Here is a 20001-nt window from a genome sequence, read left to right on the forward strand (position 1 = left end):
GATCGGTCCGGTGACGGGAGCATCGTCCGGTGCGATCCGGGGGGAGCACTCCTTTGCTACCAGCGAATGTCCGTCCGACTCGTACGACCATCGCGCGCCTTCGGCTTGCAAACCAGATCGCAGTTGCTGAGCCCGCGCGCGCCCCCACTCGCGCTGCAAGCGCCCGCGTTTGAGGAACTGTTCTCCCAGCGGAACGTTGGAGCGTTTTTCGGCATGGAGATCACCATGGCGCAGCGGCGTCGGATCAAACAGGTAACGAGTCTGGAATCCAGACTGGCAAGGGAAGCCGCCCGTTTGCGGGAAGAAGCGAAAGTGCTTCCCCCCGGCGTGGAGCGCGAGCACCTGCTGAAAAAGGCTCGCCAATGCGAGACCGGGTCTCACTTGAGCGAATGGCTCCGTGCGCCCGGCATGCAGCCGCAAGATTTTGCGGAATAACAAAGGCATCTGTCCAACGGTACATCGACGAACGGCGGCCGGTGCCTGAAGAAGACGCGTCACGTGGTCTTGGCTGGGTGACTCCGTCAGGCGTCATTGGAAGTCCTCTGCAAGTCTGACAAGGACGGCACCAGGGAGGGCGTCCGCAAACGAGCGGATACCAGCCTCGAACTTGCCATCGTGCAGTCTCGCCCCTGTTCCTTAGCGTGATACAGGGCTATGTCGGCATCGCGGACGAGAGCCCGTTCATCAATCGTAGCGTCGCTCTTTTGGGCGACCCCTACGCTGATCGTCAAATAGCTTCGCGGCGCCCGCGGATGGTAGACTTGCAGCCGCCTGATCAGCACTCGAAGGGCATCGGCCACTTTGACTGCCCTCTCTTCGTCCACGCCTGGTAGAACCATGGCGAACTCCTCCCCGCCATATCGCGCCGAAAGCCCTCCTGTGTTCGCAGTAGCACTTCCAACGACTTCAGCGACGCGCTGGAGACAGTCATCACCGGCCTGATGACCCAAGGTATCATTGAAGTCTTTGAAGTGGTCGATGTCGATCAACAGCACCGAGAGAACTGGATACTTGACGTAAGCCTCGCGAAGGAAGGCGTCGAAGCTGCGCCGGTTGGCGAGCCGCGTTAGACCGTCTGTCGTGGCGAGCTGCGCCAGCTTCAGGTTGGCGGACGACAACTCGTCCTCAAGGCCCTTCTGCTCCGTGATGTCGCGAAGGACTCCAACGATCTCTAACTCACCGCCAAACGATTGCTCTGCCAGCTTGAAGTGGGCGTCCAGCCAGGCCATGGCTCCATCGCCTCGCAGCACGCGGAACCGAACTGAGCTGTAGGCCCTTGCCTGCTTCAATTCGCGGCTCGCGGCTATTACCTTTTCGCGGTCATCGTCATGCACGACATCGAGGCATGAGCGCCCCAGGAAGACGTTCTCGGTCATCCCGAGCACCGGCACCACGGACGGAGACACGTAACGGAGGACTCCGTTTCGGTCCATCACGATCACGATGTCGGCGATGTTGTCCGCCAACAGCCTGAACCGGGCCTCGCGTTCCCGCAGCGACCGCTCGAGTGCCGTCCTGAACCTCAATTGGCTGCTCAACAGCCCCGCCATCCCGATGATGATTGCCACCAGCACGCCTGCCACAACTGCGTCCGAGATGAGATCGGCACGCCAGTTAGCGAGCACTTCATTCTCCGATCGCGCCACCGTCACGACGATCTGGTATTCGGGGTCCCGCTCGTATGCGATGTATTTGGCGAGACCGTCGAACGGCGAGGTGATCTTGTAGGCTCCCGCGGAGCTTTCACTCAGGCGCTTCTGAAAGAGCGAGGTGTCGGCGAACTTTCGACCTGCTTCCACGATTGGCCAACGAGCGAGCATCGTTCCATCGGTAGACAGGAGACTGATGCCGCCCTGGGTGCCGACGCCGAAGGACGAGTAGAAACTGCTGAAGTAACCGCAGTCGATCGCGGCCACCACGACACCTGCGAACTCGCCGCTTGGCGTGGTGATCCGCTTCGACAAGATGATGGAAGGCTGGCCGCTCATCCTGGAGATGATCGGCCCCGTCACGAGCATCTTCGAGCTGGGATTGTCGCGGTGACGCGCAAAGTACGGGCGATCGGAATTGTTGTGCTCCGGCAGGCGTTCAAATGACGAGTATCGCCAGTTGCCCTCCGCGTTAAGCACGCCGATCTCTCGGATTTGCGACAGGGTTCGAGTGGTGGCGATCAGATGGGCATTGAACCGCTCTGGCAATGGATTTTGATACTTCAGCAGGTCCGCCATTCCCGTCATGGCCACGTCAGAGGCCTTGAAGGTGTTGGTCGCGTGCCGGGCGAGCGAACGAGCCAGATTGTTCAGATCTTCTTCTGCCCGGACCAGGGTTGCGTTGCGAGCGACCGAGGTCTTCCAGGAGACCAGACCAAGGACCGAGGCCAACATCAATGCCAGGAATGCGCCGACCATCAGTTGCGGCTTGCGTTGAATCGACTGATGGATATGAGCCATTGCCGTCTGGTCCGTTCGGATGCACCCGAATGATGATCATCATGCAAGGCTTCAGACCGCCTAACGATAGCCCGCTGCTTCGAGAAAAGTGCGTGCCTTCGCTAACGAGACGTTTGGAGTCCTAACGGAATCCGGCAAGCGTTCAGCTTGATCTGGATCAATGCAGATCCACCGAACGAGAATAAGATTTTACCGCTGCATTTTCCGGCCACGATGGGAGCACGCGCTATTCTCGCCGAAATCCGATAAGCGGGCCGGTTGGGACATTAATCATTAGATGATATCCATCATAGTGCACCCTCCGTATCGCCAGCGCCCAATCGAAGCGACAAGGAAATGTTGGAATGCCCAACATAATACCCCTTCCTGCAGTCCGGGGGCCGCTTGCGCACCCCGCGGTCAAACGACTTAACGGCATCAGGGAAGCTGTTGCGAGCCTCGACACAGTGCATCTGAGCACTGCGGCTGACCTGTCTCGCGCCCTCGCGGCACTGGACGCGGCAAACAAATGTATCCGAATTGTATTGAGTGATTTTCGAGACGTGCCGACGACGGCGCAGCTGATCGAACAGTCAGCTGCTTTGAATTTGTTGATCGAATCTGCTCGCGAGAAAGTTGCTGATTTGCGACCATGCGCCACCTAAGCGCCCTTGACGGCTCTCAAGATCAAGCCGGGTGCTCCCCGGGTTTTTGCGGACTGAGACGCTCGGCGGTGCTGCGGACCGATCACTTCGCGACTTTTGAACAATTTCGCCCGAGCGGCATCCTCGGCACTTCAAGAACGGTCGCGCTCGATCCTGCGTCAGCATCCATTCATCGCGCGACGCTGGCTTTGCCGGAGTGCCGCTTGGTGCTGCAACGATCGTTCGCTCGCGAATATGAAGGCGATCTCGGCTCTGATACCTGCGGCTTGGTCGTGCCAATGTCCGACGATCATTGCCACACCGTAAACGGTCAGCAAGTCAGAGGCGATGGAGTTGTCCTTCTGCGGGGAATTGTGCCCTGCCGTGTGGTCGAACCGTATCCAAACACATACGCGCTGGTCCGCCTCGGGACGGCAATGCGCACGAGAGGGTGGGCGGACGTCGAGCAGGGCTTGGGCCTTTTTGGCGCCACCGCTCAACAGATGCATTATTTGCAGCGGGTCTTGTGGAACATCGCCAAAGCGGCATCCGCTTGCCCGGTAGCAGATGACTTCGCGCAACAAGCGCCTGACATGCAGGAAACACTGTACGCCGCTCTGGACGACATCCTGATCCGCCCAGACGCAATAGAATCGCGTCCGAGGTCCTATGATCGCCATCTCAAATTCGTTAGCCAGCTCGATGCCATGATCCAGGAAGCACCCGGCGTCGCGATGTACAGCGAGAACTTGGCTCTCGCCCTCGGAACTTCCGTGCGAACGTTGCAAGCCGCGATAGTGGCCGTTCACGGCATCTCGCTGCACAGATACATTCGGATAAAAAGGCTTTGGATGGTTCGCCGTGCGTTGGCAAAGGCCCACCCGGGAACCAACATCAAGGCCGCCGCTGCCGCTCATGGCTTCTGGCACATGGGGGAGTTTTCGCACACCTACAGAGTTGAGTTCGGGGAGCCGCCGTCCGAGACGCTCATGCGAGCCCGAGGAAAGGCATAGGCTGCTCACCCCACCTCCCCCTCGAGAACGGGGAGAGGTGGAGTGAGAGAGCGATGCCTCCCTTATCGCGCGAAGCCGATCACGCCGCGTGCTGATGCGCGGCGATGATCTGGTCGGCGGCGCGGCCCGTGACTTCGGCCATGTGGTCGAATGTGCGGGTGAAGCTGCCGGCGCCGGCCGTGGCCGACCGCAGCTCGACGATGAGCTCGCCTATCTCGGCTTCCGGCATCATGGCGCGGACACAGTCCCAGCCGCTCCAGCCGTCGCGGGTGTCGAAGCCTAGGATCTGGCCACGCCGCGCCGACAGGATCGCGTTGATCTTGGCGGTGGCATCGGTCGGGCAGACGATCTCGACCACGTGGATCGGCTCCAGCAACACCGACTGGCATAGCGGCAGGCCTTCGTTCAGCCCGATCCGCGCCGCGGTGCGGAAAGCGAGGTCGGAAGAATCGACGCTGTGATAGGAGCCATCGGTCAGCGTCACCTGCAAATCGGTGACGGGGAAGCCGAGCGGGCCGCGCGTGAGCCCGTCGACGACGCCCTCTTCCACCGCGCCGATGTAGTTGCGCGGCACTGCGCCGCCGACCACCTTCTCGGCGAACTTGAAGCCGTCGCCGCGCGGCAGCGGTCTGATGTCGAGCACGACGTCGCCGAACTGACCGTGGCCGCCGGACTGCTTCTTGTGGCGGCCTCGCTGGATGATCGGCTTGCGGATGGTCTCCTGGTAGCCGATCGCAGGCGGATGCGAGGTGACCTTGACGCCGAAGCGGTCGCGCAACCGCTCGCCGGCGACCCGCAAATGCATCTCGCCCTGCCCCCACAGCACGGTGTCGTGGGTCTGGGCATTCTGCACGACCACCAGCGAGGGGTCCTCCTCGTGCAGCCGCGCCATCGCCTGGCCGAGCTTCACATCGTCCTTGCGATCGGTGGCAGCGATCGAGACCGCGAGCACCGGCGCTGTCGGCTCCGCGGCGACCAGCGCTGCCGGCGGCGACTTGCCGTTCGAGACCGTGTCGCCGGTCTTGATCAGATCGAGCTTGGCGAGCGCCACCGTGTCGCCGGCGTCCGCCGCGGCACGCTTGGTGTCGTAGGCGCCGGTGACGGCGAGGATGCCGGAGATGCGGCTGGTCCCGCCGGAGGAGGATTGCAGCGTGGCACCGTCGTCGAGATGGCCGGCGAGCAGCCGTGTCAGCGAGAGCTTGCCGCCGTGCTGGGAATGCAGCGTCTTGAAGACGAAGCCGAGCGCGTCCTTGCTCTCGGAAACGCCGAGACGTTTTGCGGTTTCCTCAATGCCGGGCGCCTCGTGACGCAGCGCCTTCATCAAGCGCAGCACGCCGTTCTCGCGCGCGGCCGCGCCCAGCAGCACGGGACAGATCAGCCCTTCGCGCAATTCACGGGCGAGATCGTCGAACACGGCATCACGCGGCGGCTGGATGTCCTCGAGCAATTGTTCCATCAGCGCATCGTCGTGATCGGCGAGCTTCTCCAGCATCGAGAAGCGGGCTTCCTTCTCGCGATCGAGATCGCCGCCTTCGAGCCCGATGACCTCGGAAGCCTTGTGCTCGCGATAGATGAACGCACGCTCCAGCGCGAGATCGACGAAGCCCTCGATCAGCTCGTCCTTCCAGATCGGGATCTGGCGCAGCACCAGCGGCACGCGCGAGGCGGGCTGGAGCGTTGCGAGCGTCTCGCGGATGCGCTTGTTGGCGCGGTCGATCTTGTTGAGGAACAGGAAACGCGGGATCTTCATCTCCTCCAGCTCGCGCAGGATGATCTGAAGTTGCGGCAGCTTCTTCTCGTCGGCTTCGCAGACCACGATTGCGGCGTCGACCGCGGGCAACGCGGCGCGCATGTCGTGGGCGAACTCGACGGAACCCGGACAATCGAGGAAGGTGTAGCTGTCGCCCATGAAAATCGTGGTGGCGGCAGTCAGCCCGACGGTCATCTTGTGATGGCGGGCCTCGGGCGCGGCGTCGCCGACGGAAGTTCCGGCATCGACGCTGCCGGCGCGCGGGATGGCGCCCGTTCGCGCCAGTATTGCTTCGAGAAGTGTGGTTTTACCGCTTTGGAAAGGGCCCACCAGCGCTATGCACCGTGGACCTCGGGGACTTCTGACGTCTTGTCCCATTTCGCCGCCTCCTTGGTGTGGAGCTCGGCCCATGATTGGGTCGGCAAACGCAGATGCTCTGCCCGTCCCCGAGATTTGGCAAGCGTCAAACGTCGCTGCGGTGCGTCGATGCCGGGATCGTGCCGGCCGGCGCGATTCCCGTCGCGAATTCGTCAACGGCCCGGACGAAGTTCCAGGCTCTCGAGGCCGGCGGCGACGTTGAGGCCGACCTGGCCCTGCACGCTGAGCGGCTGGAGCGCGATCGAATTGTTGGAGCCGCCGACCAGCACGTTGCCGCCGAGGCCGACGCCGACCGACGCGCTGCCCTGCGCGCCCGCATAGGTGCCGGAGAGATCGCCCGGTCCGAGCCGGTCGACCGGTGCGAACACGCCCCAGGCCAGCGCCGTCTCCTGGGTGATGCCGATGTCGAGGCCGACCTTGCGAATGGTCGCGACGTAGCGGTCTTCGGGCAGACCCTCGGCGCGCAGCACGCAGCCGAGATGAGTCACCGATCCCACCACGAAGCCGACGCTGGCACCGCCGCGGCATTCGAGCACGCCGACCCGCACCATCCGCTGTTGCGCGCTCGTGCTCGCGACGGACGCAACGAGGCTGGCGGCAGCGAGCCCCGCGAAGATGAACGAACGACGCATGAAATGTCTCCGGCGATGAATGCGATGGGAGCAGAAAGGGCGCGGTAAAAGCCGCGCGGGAGTTCTATGCCACAAGTGTGATGCCGGTGCCAGATTTCGTGAAGCAATAAAAAAGGCCCGCCGAAGCGGGCCTTGTCGATGTGTTGTCGCGACAGGCTCAGCGAAGATTGCCGCAGAAGCGCTGGATACGCTTGCAGGCATCTTCGAGGTCCGAGGTCGCGGTCGCGTAGGAGATGCGGAACGCGGGTCCAAGGCCGAAGGCCGAGCCCTGCACGACAGCGACGCCTTCGGTCTCCAGCAGCTCGGTGACGAAGGTCTCGTCATTGTCGATCACTTTGCCCGACGGCGCGGTCTTGCCGATCGTCCCGGCGCAGGACGGATAGACGTAGAACGCACCCTCGGGACGCGGGCACTCGATGCCCTTGGCCTGGTTCAGCATGGAGACGACGAGGTCGCGACGCTCCTTGAACACCTTGTTGTTGGCGGGGATGAAGTCCTGCGGACCGTTCAGCGCTTCCACCGCGGCCCATTGCGCAATCGACGACGGGTTCGAGGTCGATTGCGACTGGATGGTCGCCATTGCCTTGATGAGCTGCGCCGGACCGCCGGCATAGCCGATGCGCCAGCCGGTCATGCAATAGGCCTTCGACACGCCGTTCACGGTGAGCGTGCGGTCGTAGAGCTTCGGCTCGACCTGCGCGACTGTGGTGAACTGGAAGTCGTCGTAAACGAGGTGCTCGTACATGTCGTCGGTCATCACCCACACATGCGGATGCCTCACCAGCACGTCGGTGAGCGCCTTCAGCTCGGTCCTGGTGTAGGCAGCTCCCGTCGGGTTCGACGGCGAGCACAGGATCACCCATTTGGTCTTCGGCGTGATCGCGCGCTCGAGCGCCTCGGCCTGAAGCTTGAAGCCGGTCGCGGCGGTGCAGACCACCGACACCGGCTCGCCGCCGGCGAGCGCCACCATCTCGGGATAGCTGACCCAGTACGGCGCGGGGATGATCACCTCGTCGCCCGGATTGATGGTCGCCATCAGCGCATTGTACAGCACCTGCTTGCCGCCGGTGCCGACGATGATCTGGTTCGGCTTGTAGACGACGCCGTTCTCGCGCTGGAATTTCGCGATGATGGCTTCCTTCAACTCGGGGATGCCGTCGACCGCGGTGTACTTGGTCTTGCCGGCTTCGATGGCGTGGATCGCGGCCAGCTTGATGTTGGCGGGCGTATCGAAGTCGGGCTCGCCGGCGCCGAGGCCGATGACGTTGCGGCCCGCCGCTTTCAGCGCACGTGCTTTATCCGTGACCGCGATGGTCGCGGACGGCTTCACACGGTCGAGCGCAGCGGCAAGGAAGGACATCGTCATCTCCTGACAAGCGTCGTGAACCCTTTGGCTTCACGACTCTGATTGTGGGAATGCGTGACCTTAAAACGAGTGCCGCTGCACCGCAAGAAACTTCGGTCCGATCTTCGGTCCGATCTTGCAAAAGTTTGCGGATCCGGAGCGGTTCAATGCGCGACTTCCCGCAATTTCCCGCAATTTTGCCGGGCAAATCGCTCATATCCGGCAAGACCTGTCCTCGGAGCAATTTTGCGCCCATCGCAGGCCTTGAAGTCGACGGCGGTCCGACGCTCGAGAGACGGGCGGAGTGTCGGGCGGATCGACGGCGACCGAGGCGATCACGTCCGTTCAACTCTCTCACGCGAACGCGCCGCGCGATGTGCCCGCGCGTTGACGCAAGCGTGAACCGAATTGCATGCTCGCACGGAAATGATCTTCCGCCGCGTTGCAATGCGGTAGGGTTTTCGAGTTTTTCTACTGGCTGACCCTTGCAGCGGATTCGCATCGGCATCATTGTTTAGCCGCGTCGCGAGGCAACAAGCGCCGCGCCTTCCCGTCTTCCGGAATCATTCTCAGAATGTACAAGCTCTATTCGATGCAGCGCTCGGGCAACAGCTACAAGGTCCGCCTTGCGCTGGCGCTGTTGAACGTGCCTTACGAAGCGGTCGAGGTGGACATTCTGCGCGGCGAGAGCCGCACGCCGGACTTTCTGACCAAGAACCCGTCCGGCCAGGTGCCGCTGCTCGAGGTCGGCGACGACCGCTATCTCGCCGAGTCCAACGCCATCCTCTGGTATGTTGCCGTCGGAACACCGCTCGCGCCGGAGAACCGGATCGACCGCGCCGAAGCGCTGCAATGGATGTTCTTCGAACAGCACGCGCTGGAGCCGAACATCGGCGCCGCCTATTTCTGGCTGTCGCTGGTCAAGGGCGGCCGCGATCTCCAGACCCACTCCCTGGAAGACTGGATGGAGCGTGGTTATGGGGCGCTCCAGGTGATGGAGAACCACCTCAAGACCAACGCCTATTTTGCCGCGCGGCAGCTCACGGTCGCCGACATCGCGCTGTACGGCTACACCCACCTCGCCGACCGCTGCGACTTCGATCTTTCGACCTTCCCGGCGATCCGGGACTGGCTGAAACGGGTGGAGGCTGCCCCCGGCTTCGTGGCGATGGACTGGCGACCGGCCGATGTCGAGGCCCCCGCCAGCATCGCTGCGGGCGCCTGACGGGCGCCCGCTCCAACGAATAGCGGGCACAAGCGTGACCTTTGCCGCATTGTCGCCATTTTCGGCAGGATAGCCGCCGCAATATTGCCGGTTGAAACAGGGAAATTGCGCGAGTCGCGGGTGATTCGCTCGTGCGTTGAAGGATTTAGACAATGACTCGGGCGTCCGGCACGGCAGGCTTTCAAGGCCATCCCGCTACCGTTTCGTCTTCCCGGCTGACCAACGCGGTCGCGGCCTCGCTTGCCGTCGCCGCGCTCTCGCTGTGCCTGATCGTCACCCTGACGGTGCTGTCGACCAAGGCGACCATGGCGATGGGCCTGCCGGTCTGATTCCCGTTTCATCCTGGACCCGCCTTCAAGGCGCCGCGTGGCCCGCGCCGACCGGCATCGCGACAGGACGTCGATGAAATCACCTGTGTTAGTCGTTGCAATCACCCTGACTGCGGCCATCCTCGTCGCGGCGTCGCTGTTGATATTCGTCGGCACGCGCAAAGGCCCGGGGATATCGACGCTGAACGCGCCCGCGCTGCAACAGCGCGAGCGGTCCGTGCATTTGGTCTAAAAACAACCGAAAGCTTTGCGCTTGCAGGCAAGCGCACCTTAAGCGCCCCGCACGAAATCGCATTGCGCTCCTGCAACCATGGGTCAGTCTGGCGGCCTTATCTCGTTCAGGGAGGAACGGGCCAGGCTCATGCGGTTCGGATGGCGTGCCATTTCCGGTCCGGCGCTGACGGCAGCGATCACGCTGCTGGCGATCCTGCTCGATCGTTTTGTCCCCGTCCCCTCGCCTGCGCCGCTGTTCGTCTGCGTCGTAGCCTTGGCCGGCGCATTGTCGGGCTTCGCCTCCGCCATGAGCAGCGCGGCGCTCGCGGTGATCGGCGCAGCGCTGCTGTTCCTCGCCCACGGCGCCGGCCCGTTCCATGCGCCGGCAGATCTGCTCCAACTCGGCCTGCTCGCGATCACTGCCGCGGGCACTGCGGGGATCACCGGCGTGATACGCGCGCGGCTGCTCGGCACGTTCGCCGCCGAGCGCCGCAACCACGCCACCACGGCGCGGCTGTCGGCCGCGCTCGACCGGATCGATATCGGCATCGTGCTGCTCGATGCCGAGACGCGTGCCGAATTCATCAACCGTGCGTTCCGCGATTATTTTGCGGTGCCGGACGACGTCGCCGACGGCAGGCCGCCCTTCATCGCGCTGATGTATCACGGCCGCGACACCGGTGCATTCGAACTGCCCGAGGACGAGCTCGGCACCTTCATCGCCCAGCGCATGGAGACGGTGCGGATCGGCGATGCCACGCCGTTCGACATCGCCTTGCGCAACGGCGAGGTGCTGCGCTTCGTCTGTGCCGCGCTGCCCGATGGCGGCCGCATGCTGAGCTACACTCCCGTGACCGACCTCGTCCGGCACACCGATGCGCCGTCGCGCGCCGACTACTACCGCTCGCTGCGCGATCCCGCCAGCCGCAAGCTGATCCGGTACTTGCGCGTCGCGGAGTGAGGCACAAGCGCGATTGATTGATGCGCCGATCATCACGTATGAAGGACACCTCACCGGCTCTTTGCCTGGCGTCCTCCTGCGGAAGTTCACATGTCGCTCACCATTCGCTCCGTCACCAAGCAGGACTATGATCAATGGCTGCCGCTATGGGACGGCTACAACGCCTTCTACGGCCGCTCCGGCCAGACCGCGCTCGCACCCGAGGTCACGCGCATGACGTGGCAGCGCTTCTTCGACGCCTATGAGCCGGTGCATGCGCTGGTCGCCGAAGGCGACGGCCGTCTGCTCGGGCTGACGCATTACCTGTTTCATCGCAGCACCACCGCGATCGAGCCGTCGTGCTATTTGCAGGACCTGTTCACGACCGAGGCCGCACGCGGCAAGGGTGTCGGCTCGGCGCTGATCCATGGCGTCTACGAGCGTGCGAAAGTCGCAGGATCCCCGCGCGTCTATTGGCAGACGCACGAGACCAATGTCACGGCACAGAGCCTGTACGACAAGGTCGCCGAGCGCTCCGGCTTCATCGTCTATCGCAAGATCTTCTGATCCTCGCGGTCGCGGCCTGTGGATAACTTTACCTGTCACCGGCGCGTAACACTCCGGGATTAGGCTGCACCTGCGTCTGATCAGGCCCCCCGTCACCGATCAAGCGCCCCAAAGCGGTCCCCGTCAGTCGCCGCGTCTGACAGGGGCCGCATTTTTTTGTCCGCTCTGCCGGCATGGCAGCAGCGCAGCGGGCCGCTTGCTGCCGCGGCGCGCGGTGGTCACAATGCGCCGCTGACCATCTCCGACAGGATCTTTCATGGAAATTCGTAATCTCGGCGCCTCCGGCCTGCGCGTGTCCGCGGTCGGGCTCGGCTGCAACAATTTCGGCCAGCGCATCGACCTGGAGGCCTCGCGCAAGGTGATCCACCGCGCGCTCGATCTCGGCATCACGCTGTTCGACACCGCCGACATCTATTCCGCAATGGGCGGATCGGAGACGGTGCTCGGCACCGTGCTCGGCGATCGCCGCAAGGACATCGTGCTGGCGACGAAATATTCCAAGCCGATGGCGGAGGACGGAACCAGGCAGGGCGCCTCCCGCCGCTACATCATGAACGCCGTCGAGGCGAGCCTGACGCGGCTGAAGACCGACTACATCGATCTCTACCAGCAGCACGATTATGATCCGCTGACGCCGATCGAGGAGAGCCTGCGCGCGCTCGACGATCTCGTCCGTCAGGGCAAGGTGCGCTACATCGGAAATTCCAACTTTCCGGCCTGGCGCATCGCGGAGGCGGAGTACGTCGCACGCGCGATGAATGTCAGCCGCTTCGTCTCCTGCCAGGACGAATATTCCCTCGTGGTGCGCGACATCGAGAAGGATTTGCTGCCGGCAGCAGCGGAATACAAGCTCGGATTATTGCCGTTCTTCCCGCTCGCAAGCGGGCTTCTGACCGGCAAATACAGGAAGGGCGAGGCCGCGCCCGGCGACACCCGCTTCGGCCAGACGCCGCGGCTGCGCGACCGCTACGTCACGCCGCGCAACGAGGACATCGTGGAGAAGCTCGCGGCCTTCGCGAAGGCGCGCGGGCACAGCATGCTCGAGCTCGCCTTCTCCTGGCTTGCCGCGCGGCCGCAAGTCTCCAGCGTGATCGCCGGCGCCACCCGCGTCGAGCAGGTCGAGGAGAACGTGAAGGCGATCGCGTGGAAGCTCGGCACGGAGGATCTCGCCGAGATCGACAAGATCACCCTGGGCTGATCCTAGCGGCGCGGCGCGTTACTTCGCGCCGCGTCCGACCGTCTGCATCACCTCGAAGCCCTCGAACTGGGGATGACCGAGATAGGTCGGCTTGGTGTCGCCAGCCCGCGCATGCGCCGCGCGAAACGCCTCGGACCTGGTCCACGCCTCGAACGCCGCGTAATTCGCCCACACCGTATGCGAGGCATACAACGTGTGGTCCTCGAGCTCGGGGCCGCGCAGCAGATGGAATTCGACGAAGCCCGGCACCTTGTCCAGGTGGGTGTCGCGCGAAAGCCAGACCTGCTCGAAGGCGGCCTCGGAGCCCTTGCTGACGCGGAAGCGGTTCATGGCGATGTACATCGTCGATATCTCCTACCAGGCACATAGTCGTAAGGGAGGCACCGCTCTCTCACTCCCTCGCCCCGTTCTTACGGGGAGAGGGTGGGGTGAGGGGCCGCCTCCGCGAGTTCGGTTTGAATAATGGTCAAAACGCCCTCGATATTTCCGAGCACGTCGTTGTTCCAGAACCGAAGGATCTTATATCCTTTTTCGCGCAGGCGTTCATCCCGGATCGCATCTGCTGCCGATTCATTGTGCTGCCCGCCGTCGACTTCAATGACGATCCGCTTCTCACGGCACACGAAATCGCAGATGTAGCCGATAATAGGCTCTTGCCGGACGAACTTGTTGCCGTCGATCCGCCGACCGCGAATGCGATTCCAGAGAACCGTCTCCGCATCTGTTTGATCGACGCGCAAGCGTCGCGCGAGTCGGATGGATTTGTCGCTATGGCCGCGCATTGCCTTGCCCCTCACCCGGATCGCTGCGCGATCCGACCTCTCCCCGCAAAGAGCGGGGAAAGGTTAAGTAACCAGCCCCTTCATCGGCCTTGCGCTGGCGCTGTCTGGGAACACGGTCTCGGCCAGCACGCGGTCGGACAGGCCGAACTGGTCCTGCAGCACGCCCTTGATCACGGAGCGCAAATCGGTGGTGGGCTTGAGGTCGCGTGCCTCAAAGAGGTTGGCGGGCTTGAGGCCGGGCCAGTCGGAGATGACGCGGCCGCCCTTCACGGCGCCGCCGGCGAGCAGCGCGACGGTGGCCGTGCCGTGATCGGTGCCGTCGGTGCCGTTGATGCGCGCGGTGCGGCCAAACTCGGTGGCGACGACGACGACGGTATCGCGCCAGCGCTCCCCCAGGCCGCTCTCGAATTCGGCGAGGGCGCCATCGAGCCCACCGAGCAGGAAGGCGAGACGCCCCACAGGGCCGCCTTCATTCGCATGCGTGTCCCAGCCGTCGAAGGCGAGCGCGGCGATGCGCGGGCCGTCATCGGCCGCCATCAATTTGGCCGCGCCGCGCGCGACCTGCCGCATCTGCGCGACCTGGTTGCCGGGCTTCGGCTTCATGTCGTTGCCGCTGGCGGCCCTTTCCAGCTGAAGGCCTTGCGAGAGCACCGATGCCAGCGCGGGATCGCGGTGACGGTAGAGATTGACGAGGCGCATCGCGGTGTCGTCATCGGCCTGTGGCAGCGCCACCGGCGCCCAGCCGACGGTCGGCGCATTGCCGCGCAACACCAGTGGCGTGGTGGGGCCGACCGCAAGACCTGACGAGACGCGCTCGCCGCGCGGCAGCGCTTCGAGCGCGCGGTTGAGCCAGCCGGACTGGACGCGGCCCGGGCCGGCATAGCCGCTTTCGAGCACGTCCTGGCCGTCGAAATGCGAGCGGTCGCGATAGGGCGTCGCCACCGCGTGGATCACAGCGGCTTGCATGTCGCGATACATGCGGGCGAATTCCGGCATCGCCGGATGCAGCGCGAAGAAGGAGTCGAGCATGATCGCGGGATGCGCGCCGTCCGCCGTGAGCGCGATCGAGCCGTGCAGGCCGGCGTAGTCGGGGTCGCCGACCGGCGCGACGGTCGAGAGCCCGTCGAGCGCGCCGCGCAGGATCACGACGACCAGGCGGGGATCGCGCCCTTCGGCCGCGCGCGCGAATTTCGGCAAATAAGCCCAGGCCGCGAAGGAGGCGCCGCCGAGCAGAAGGCCGCGGCGCGAGGTGAGCAGCCGGTTCTCGACGCAATCGATCATCATCATCATCTCCGCTGCATTTCCGGCGACATCAACAGCAGCGCCAGCGCCTGCTGCCGCGACTCCGCGCGTTCGATGGTCCGCCGCGTCTCGATGGATGCCGCATCCGCCGCGGCGAATTCCAGGAGGTCGAGCGGATCGATGTTGTTACCGAGGCGCGCGCCGAGCTGTGCGGCGATATCGAGCCTGAGCTTGATGCCTTCCGGCGCGGCCCAGGCCGCAGCGGTGTCAGGGAAGCCATTGGGACCGGCCGGCGCCCACATGGGCTGGCCGAGCAGATTGAGACCGTTCAGATAGGCGCCCGGATCCTCCGGCACGCGCGCGAGCAGCCGGCCGCTCGCGACCAGGAAATCGTAAGGGCTGCGCATCTTGGTCAGCGGCGCCTTCCACGCCTCGTCGGAATCGACGAGCGCCGTCGCCATCGCCCTGAGATCGCCGTCGGTCTTGACGAAGACATCGCGCAATCGCGCAACGAGCGCGGGTGGCGGATCGTCGGCGACGAAGTGACGGACGAATTTGACGGCGACGAAATTCGCGGTCGACGGATGTCGCGCGATGTCGGCGAGCGCGGCTTCGCCCTGCGCCAGCCCCGTCGCCTCGTAGGTCTTGCCGAGCAGCGTTTGCGGCCCGGGCTGGTGCGCATTGGTGTTGAACACGAAGGAGCCGGGTGTGCCGAGCTGCCCCTGCCGGCCGGCAAAGGTCCAGCCGGTGATGATGCGCGCGAGCGAGGTGACGTCCTCCTGCGTGTAGCCGCCGCCGACGCCGAGCGTATGCAGCTCCATGATCTCGCGCGCGAGATTTTCGTTGAGCCCGCGCTTGCGATTTTGTCCCGCGCGCGACTCCGGCCCGAGCGATTGCTGGTTGTCGAGAAAGAACAGCATCGCCGGATGCTGCTCGACCGCCTTGAGCATGTCGGCGAAACGCCCGAGCACGTGCGGCCTGATCGCCTCGCGCTCGAAAGCACCGGCCCAGATTCGCGCCAGCTCACCCTTGCTCGCGGAGATGCAGAAATGATTCGACCAGAACACGACGAGACGCTCGGTGAAGCCGCACTCGACCAGCGTCGCGCGCTGCAACCGCGCCAGCGCCTCGGCGCGAAAGGTCTTCTGGATGACGTTGAGCGGCTGCGGGGCCGGCTTTGCGGCGGGCGGCGCGGCGACGTTGGGCTGCATGGCGTCCGGCCTCGCCATATTGTCGGTCGGCTTGTTGTCAATCGGCTTGGCCTCGGCCATCTGGCCGGCGATCTCGGTTGCGACTGCATTGAGCGAGAGATTGCGGCGCAGCCCGGGCTTCTGATCGGCCGGCGTCGCCGCCTCGGCCGGCGCGCCGGCTTTGGCGGCGGCCTCGCGCGCCTGCTTGACCTGATCCTGATAGGCGAACACGGCCTGCCCGAGCTGCGGCGTCGATTGCAGGCCCGGCGCTTCCAGCAGCACACCGTTGGGACGCGCGAGCTCCGCCTTCACGAAGCCGCGCGGATCGGACGCCGCATTGATGAGATCGCCCGAGGCCCCGCCGCGGGCTCCGAAGCCGAAACGATTGAGCGCAACGAGGGCGGCTTGCGAATCGCGGGCCATCGATTTGTCCTTCGCGCCGTCCTGAAGCGCTTTCCGAGCTTGCGCACAGCGCATAATATACCGCAGCGAGAGATGAACCCGACATGAAAATGATGGCCAAGCCGTTGCGGAAATCATGACAAATCCGAAACAATCTCCAATGCCGGAACCACGCCGCCTCGCCTGCTCCCGCTGCGGCACCGAGTTCGGCTGCGATCTTTCGGGGACCTGCTGGTGCGCGGAGGAAACGGCGCGCCTGCCGATGCCGGTCAAGGGCGAGGATTGTTTGTGCCGGGAATGTCTAAGGAAGGCGGCGCGGAGCCCGGATGGAGCGCAAGCTTAATCCGGGCTGGGGCAGTATCGTAGCAACCGAGCTTACACGGCGTGCCCCGGCGACTTCCGCGCCATGCCATCGAACGCGTCGAGCAGCTTCTCGCGCCAGGCATACACCGGATCATCGGCTTCCAGCAGCTTGAACGGGCTCGTCACCCGCGCCCATTGAAAACCGCCGAACACGATGTAGTCGGCATAGTTCGGCGCATCGCCGCCGATGAAGGGCTGCTTTTTCAGCGTCTGCCGCATCACTTCGAGCGACTTGCGGAAGGCGACCACGGCCGCGTCGCGGCTGGCCATGATCTCTTCCAGGGTCTTGCCGCCAAAGCGCGCCTCGCGCGACTTGCGGAAATAGTCCGCGTCGACGTCCGCCAGATTCTTCGGGATGTCGGCGATGATCAGCGGAAAGATGCCGCCGACGATGGCGATGTCGCCCCAGGCGTTGAGCATGCGCGCCATGGCGCGGCCGCCCGTGCCGCCGAACAGCGACGGGCGATCAGGGAAATTGTCTTCGAGATAGTTCGCGATCGCCCAGGAATCGACGACGGGCTTGTCGTGATGCAGGAGCACAGGCACCTTCTCCGAGCCGTGCGGCGCGATCGCGCTCTTCTCGGTGAAGCGCCAGGGCAGGGATTCCGCCGAAAGCCCCTTGTGCGCCAGCGCCATCCGCGCGCGCCAGCAATACGGGCTGAACGGGCGCGAGGCGTCGGTGCCGACGAGTTCGAAGAGCTTGAGCGACATGGAAAGGCAACTCCCGCCGGACCTCATCCTGAGGAGCGCGGAACGCGCGTCTCGAAGGATGAAAGCCCGATCTCGACCTCGCCCTTCGAGACGCGCGCAAGATGCGCGCTCCTCAGGGTGAGGGTCTCCCATTCTGGATTGCTTCGCTCGCGCTCGCAATGATGATGTGGAGACATCACCGCCCATTCATTCGCAGCAACTTCTCGCCGTCCTGTGTCACTGCGATGATCAGCCCGATGCCGGGCAGCGTCTCGCGCGCGACATAGCCGCGCTCGGCGGCGTCTTCCCAGATGGTGAGGCGCGGGCACGAGGTCTTCCAGGTCGCGATCACCTCGGCATAGGCGCGCGGCTCGCGTGCGACCCATTCGACGAAATCCAGCACCAGCGGATCGGCGGTCTCGCTCATTGCAAACCTCCCTTGTCGAAAGCCGCCAGCACCGGCGTGCGAACCAGCAGCCAGCCGCCATAGGCGATGTAGTAGCAGGCGATGGTGGTGATCAGCTTGTTCGACCAGGCCACGAATTGCTGGTCGGTCATGGCTTCGAGAATGCGCCGCGCCAGCGTCGTGCCGAGCATGGAGGCGAGGACAGCGACGCCGGCGAGCACGGGATCGAGCGTCGCGGCCTGGTCGATGATGCCGCCGAAATAGATCAGCTTGGTGAAATGGCTGACGAGCTGGCACATCGCCTTGGTCGCGACCTTCTCGCGCCGGCCGAAATCGCCGCCGAGGAAAAAAGTGTCGAGCAGCGGCCCCGAGACGCCGGTCATCAGCATGAGGCCCATGCAGATCGTGCCGTAGACCGCGCCCTGCGAGAGACGGTCGGGATCCGGCTTGATGTTCGCGGGCAGCAGCCGCGCCATGAACGGGGTGATGCCGAGCAGCAGCAGCGCCATCGGCTTGTCCGGCACGTAGCGGGTCAGCGACCAGGCCGCGAGCGCGACGGCAGCGCCGACCATATAGTTCGCGACCGGCCGCCAGCGGATATGCGCGCGCCACAGAAACGCGCGCCAGCCGTTCGAGGCCATCTGCGTGATCGCGTGCAGCACCATCGCGGTCGGCAGCGGCATCAGGGCCAGCAGCACCCCGATCAGGATCAGCCCGCCCGCCATGCCGAACAGCCCGGACAGGAAGGCGGTGCCGACCATCAGCAATCCAAGGGCCGCGATCATGATGGGCGTCAAGGGGGCTCTCCCGTGGTGGACCGGTCAGGAACGCAAGCTGCGCGCGCCCCCTCGTCCAGGCCTTCAACACATCAGCTGGAATTACGCCGATATTTCTGCCCCGCTTGCCCTGCCTTCGCAAACTGAGTTATCTTGGCCTGGCATCAGCTTTCCTGAGGGTGGTCATTTGCGGCGGCTGCTGTTTCTCAACGGCATCAAGGCGTTCGAGGCGGCGGCGCGCACCGGCAGCTTTGCCGCGGCCGGGCTCGAGCTCAGCGTATCGGCGGCCGCCGTCAGCCGCATGGTGCATATCCTGGAAGAACGGCTCGGCGTCGCGCTGTTCGAGCGCAAGGCCAACAAGCTGGTGCTGACGCAGGCCGGCCGCGCCTATCAGAGCGGGCTGACGCCGATCTTCGACGCGCTGGCGAGCCTCACCGCGCAGGTGACGGCGCCGTCCGGCGTCCGCGTGCTCACCATCGGCGTCGGCCACACCTTTGCGATGCGCTGGCTGATCCCGCGGCTGTCGGAGTTTCGCAGCGAGGAGCCCGACATCGAGGTGCGCTTCACCACCGGCGGCGCGGCGGTGCCGTTCGGCGAGGACTGGAGCTGCGGCATCAAGCTCGGCACCGGCGACTGGCCGGGGCTGGTCGCCGAGCCCCTGTTTGCCGGCGACCTCACGCCGGTCTGCGTGCCTCGCCTCGCCGCGAGCCTGAAGCGCCCGGCCGACCTCAAGGGCCCCAGCCTGATCCGCGTCGAGCATTCGCCGGAGGACTGGCCGACCTGGCTGAAGGCTTCAGGCCTCACAAGGATCAGCGCGCGCGGCCCGGAGTTCCAGTTCTACGGCCAGGCGCTCCAGGCCGCCGCCGACGGCCTCGGCATCGCCATGGGCATCCGGCCCTATATCGACGACGATCTTGCCGCCGGCCGGCTGGTGGCGCCGTTCGACCTTTCGGTGCCCAAGGGCATGCGCTGGTACCTGCTCTATCGTAGCTTCCAGACTGAGCAGCGCGACTTCGCCGCGTTCCGCCGCTGGATCATGCGCGCGGCGTCGGAACCCGCCGCTCGGCCGGTCAAGCGGATCGGCCGTGGCGCGGCGCGGAACTGAAATTCAGCGGTTCCGCGGGCGAAAAAGCCCGCCGCTTGTGAACGGCTTCACATCCGGAAATCCGCAGATGTGGTCCCTTGACCCTCCAACAAGACACTTACGGGACACTCTGGGGACTACACATGACGACCCTCTACGACGGTTTTGACATCGAATCCTTCGAGGCCGGCAAGGGCCTCTGGCATGCCCGCATCCGCCGCGCGGATCTCAGCCTCGTCGCCATCGACGGCGTGCTGTTTCCGGCTATGGAAGTCGGCTTCGCCTGGCCGGACCCCGACGCCGCGATTGCCGACGCCAAGCACCATATCGATCGCTTCCGCCGCCGTGCCGACGACGCATAAGCGAGCGGACTGCAAGGGACAGGCAGCGTAAAAGGGGGAAC

22 protein-coding genes are annotated in these 20001 nt (G+C 64.6%); 11 read left to right on the forward strand and 11 right to left on the reverse strand.

Features of this window, described 5'->3' with window-relative positions:
- The first annotated feature begins 213 nt into the window (after positions 1-213).
- Positions 214-435 carry a hypothetical protein gene (locus NR187_RS15785; protein ID WP_372703115.1) on the forward strand — a complete coding sequence of 74 codons (222 nt, stop codon included), beginning with the start codon at positions 214-216 and terminating at the stop codon, positions 433-435.
- Between the two features lie 86 nt (positions 436-521).
- On the opposite strand, the gene NR187_RS15790 is transcribed toward NR187_RS15785, so the two are convergent.
- Positions 522-2450: a diguanylate cyclase gene (locus NR187_RS15790; RefSeq protein ID WP_211381526.1), complete on the reverse strand. Its 1929-nt coding sequence runs from the start codon at positions 2448-2450 to the stop codon at positions 522-524.
- Positions 2451-3162: 712 nt separating this feature from the next.
- Here NR187_RS15790 and NR187_RS15795 point away from each other — a divergent pair.
- Positions 3163-4086 carry a helix-turn-helix domain-containing protein gene (locus NR187_RS15795; protein ID WP_211381525.1) on the forward strand — a complete coding sequence of 308 codons (924 nt, stop codon included), beginning with the start codon at positions 3163-3165 and terminating at the stop codon, positions 4084-4086.
- Positions 4087-4165: 79 nt separating this feature from the next.
- Here the strand turns inward: NR187_RS15795 and NR187_RS15800 are convergent, their stop codons facing one another.
- The 3 genes from NR187_RS15800 to NR187_RS15810 form a co-directional block, all read right to left on the reverse strand.
- Positions 4166-6214, reverse strand: a complete 2049-nt coding sequence (locus tag NR187_RS15800) for an elongation factor G (RefSeq protein ID WP_211381524.1) — start codon at positions 6212-6214, stop codon at positions 4166-4168.
- Positions 6215-6366: 152 nt separating this feature from the next.
- Positions 6367-6846, reverse strand: coding sequence for a DUF992 domain-containing protein (locus tag NR187_RS15805; RefSeq protein ID WP_211381523.1), 480 nt, complete (start codon positions 6844-6846; stop codon positions 6367-6369).
- 157 nt (positions 6847-7003) lie between these two features.
- The gene (locus NR187_RS15810) at positions 7004-8206 is read right to left on the reverse strand and encodes a pyridoxal phosphate-dependent aminotransferase (protein ID WP_211381522.1); all 1203 of its coding nucleotides are present in this window, start codon (positions 8204-8206) and stop codon (positions 7004-7006) included.
- A gap of 559 nt (positions 8207-8765) precedes the next feature.
- Between NR187_RS15810 and NR187_RS15815 the strand changes: the two genes are divergently transcribed.
- The 6 genes from NR187_RS15815 (at position 8766) to NR187_RS15840 (ending at position 12663) form a co-directional block, all read left to right on the forward strand.
- A complete protein-coding gene (locus NR187_RS15815; RefSeq protein WP_211381521.1) occupies positions 8766-9416 on the forward strand; it encodes a glutathione S-transferase family protein in 651 nt (216 codons plus the stop codon).
- A 152-nt stretch (positions 9417-9568) separates the two neighbouring features.
- Positions 9569-9745 (forward strand): hypothetical protein, encoded by a 177-nt coding sequence (locus NR187_RS15820; RefSeq protein WP_211381520.1) that lies wholly within the window; start codon positions 9569-9571, stop codon positions 9743-9745.
- 37 nt (positions 9746-9782) lie between these two features.
- Positions 9783-9977 carry a hypothetical protein gene (locus NR187_RS15825; protein WP_211382440.1) on the forward strand — a complete coding sequence of 65 codons (195 nt, stop codon included), beginning with the start codon at positions 9783-9785 and terminating at the stop codon, positions 9975-9977.
- Between the two features lie 129 nt (positions 9978-10106).
- Complete coding sequence (locus NR187_RS15830) at positions 10107-10919, forward strand: PAS-domain containing protein (RefSeq protein WP_256807013.1); 813 nt, start codon at positions 10107-10109, stop codon at positions 10917-10919.
- Between the two features lie 90 nt (positions 10920-11009).
- Positions 11010-11465, forward strand: coding sequence for a GNAT family N-acetyltransferase (locus NR187_RS15835; protein ID WP_211381518.1), 456 nt, complete (start codon positions 11010-11012; stop codon positions 11463-11465).
- 256 nt (positions 11466-11721) lie between these two features.
- Positions 11722-12663, forward strand: a complete 942-nt coding sequence (locus tag NR187_RS15840; RefSeq protein ID WP_211381517.1) for an aldo/keto reductase — start codon at positions 11722-11724, stop codon at positions 12661-12663.
- 18 nt (positions 12664-12681) lie between these two features.
- Here the strand turns inward: NR187_RS15840 and NR187_RS15845 are convergent, their stop codons facing one another.
- The 4 genes from NR187_RS15845 to NR187_RS15860 all read right to left on the reverse strand — a co-directional run bounded on the left by NR187_RS15845 (position 12682) and on the right by NR187_RS15860 (position 16300).
- Positions 12682-13005 (reverse strand): antibiotic biosynthesis monooxygenase, encoded by a 324-nt coding sequence (locus tag NR187_RS15845; protein ID WP_256807014.1) that lies wholly within the window; start codon positions 13003-13005, stop codon positions 12682-12684.
- Between the two features lie 68 nt (positions 13006-13073).
- Positions 13074-13445: an endonuclease domain-containing protein gene (locus tag NR187_RS15850; protein ID WP_211381515.1), complete on the reverse strand. Its 372-nt coding sequence runs from the start codon at positions 13443-13445 to the stop codon at positions 13074-13076.
- 63 nt (positions 13446-13508) lie between these two features.
- Positions 13509-14726, reverse strand: a complete 1218-nt coding sequence (locus NR187_RS15855) for a DUF1501 domain-containing protein (protein ID WP_256807078.1) — start codon at positions 14724-14726, stop codon at positions 13509-13511.
- A 5-nt stretch (positions 14727-14731) separates the two neighbouring features.
- Positions 14732-16300 carry a DUF1800 domain-containing protein gene (locus NR187_RS15860; RefSeq protein ID WP_256807015.1) on the reverse strand — a complete coding sequence of 523 codons (1569 nt, stop codon included), beginning with the start codon at positions 16298-16300 and terminating at the stop codon, positions 14732-14734.
- A gap of 115 nt (positions 16301-16415) precedes the next feature.
- Between NR187_RS15860 and NR187_RS15865 the strand changes: the two genes are divergently transcribed.
- Entirely contained in the window at positions 16416-16622 is a 207-nt protein-coding gene (locus NR187_RS15865) for a cysteine-rich CWC family protein (protein ID WP_256807016.1), read from the forward strand.
- Positions 16623-16654: 32 nt separating this feature from the next.
- Here the strand turns inward: NR187_RS15865 and NR187_RS15870 are convergent, their stop codons facing one another.
- From NR187_RS15870 to NR187_RS15880, 3 genes are all read right to left on the reverse strand, one after another.
- Positions 16655-17353 carry a glutathione S-transferase family protein gene (locus NR187_RS15870; protein ID WP_211381513.1) on the reverse strand — a complete coding sequence of 233 codons (699 nt, stop codon included), beginning with the start codon at positions 17351-17353 and terminating at the stop codon, positions 16655-16657.
- A 175-nt stretch (positions 17354-17528) separates the two neighbouring features.
- Positions 17529-17759 carry a hypothetical protein gene (locus NR187_RS15875; protein ID WP_211381512.1) on the reverse strand — a complete coding sequence of 77 codons (231 nt, stop codon included), beginning with the start codon at positions 17757-17759 and terminating at the stop codon, positions 17529-17531.
- The gene (locus NR187_RS15880) at positions 17756-18535 is read right to left on the reverse strand and encodes a sulfite exporter TauE/SafE family protein (RefSeq protein WP_211381511.1); all 780 of its coding nucleotides are present in this window, start codon (positions 18533-18535) and stop codon (positions 17756-17758) included. The genes NR187_RS15875 and NR187_RS15880 overlap by 4 nt, the downstream gene beginning before the upstream one ends.
- Positions 18536-18701: 166 nt before the next feature.
- Between NR187_RS15880 and NR187_RS15885 the strand changes: the two genes are divergently transcribed.
- Both NR187_RS15885 and NR187_RS15890 read left to right on the forward strand, forming a co-directional pair.
- Positions 18702-19619 carry a LysR substrate-binding domain-containing protein gene (locus NR187_RS15885; protein WP_256807017.1) on the forward strand — a complete coding sequence of 306 codons (918 nt, stop codon included), beginning with the start codon at positions 18702-18704 and terminating at the stop codon, positions 19617-19619.
- A 122-nt stretch (positions 19620-19741) separates the two neighbouring features.
- Entirely contained in the window at positions 19742-19960 is a 219-nt protein-coding gene (locus tag NR187_RS15890; protein ID WP_211381509.1) for a hypothetical protein, read from the forward strand.
- The last annotated feature ends 41 nt before the right edge of the window (positions 19961-20001 follow it).

Origin of the sequence: Bradyrhizobium sp. Bra64 (genome assembly GCF_024519875.1) — a bacterium.
Classification (GTDB): Bacteria; Pseudomonadota; Alphaproteobacteria; order Rhizobiales; family Xanthobacteraceae; genus Bradyrhizobium; species Bradyrhizobium japonicum_G.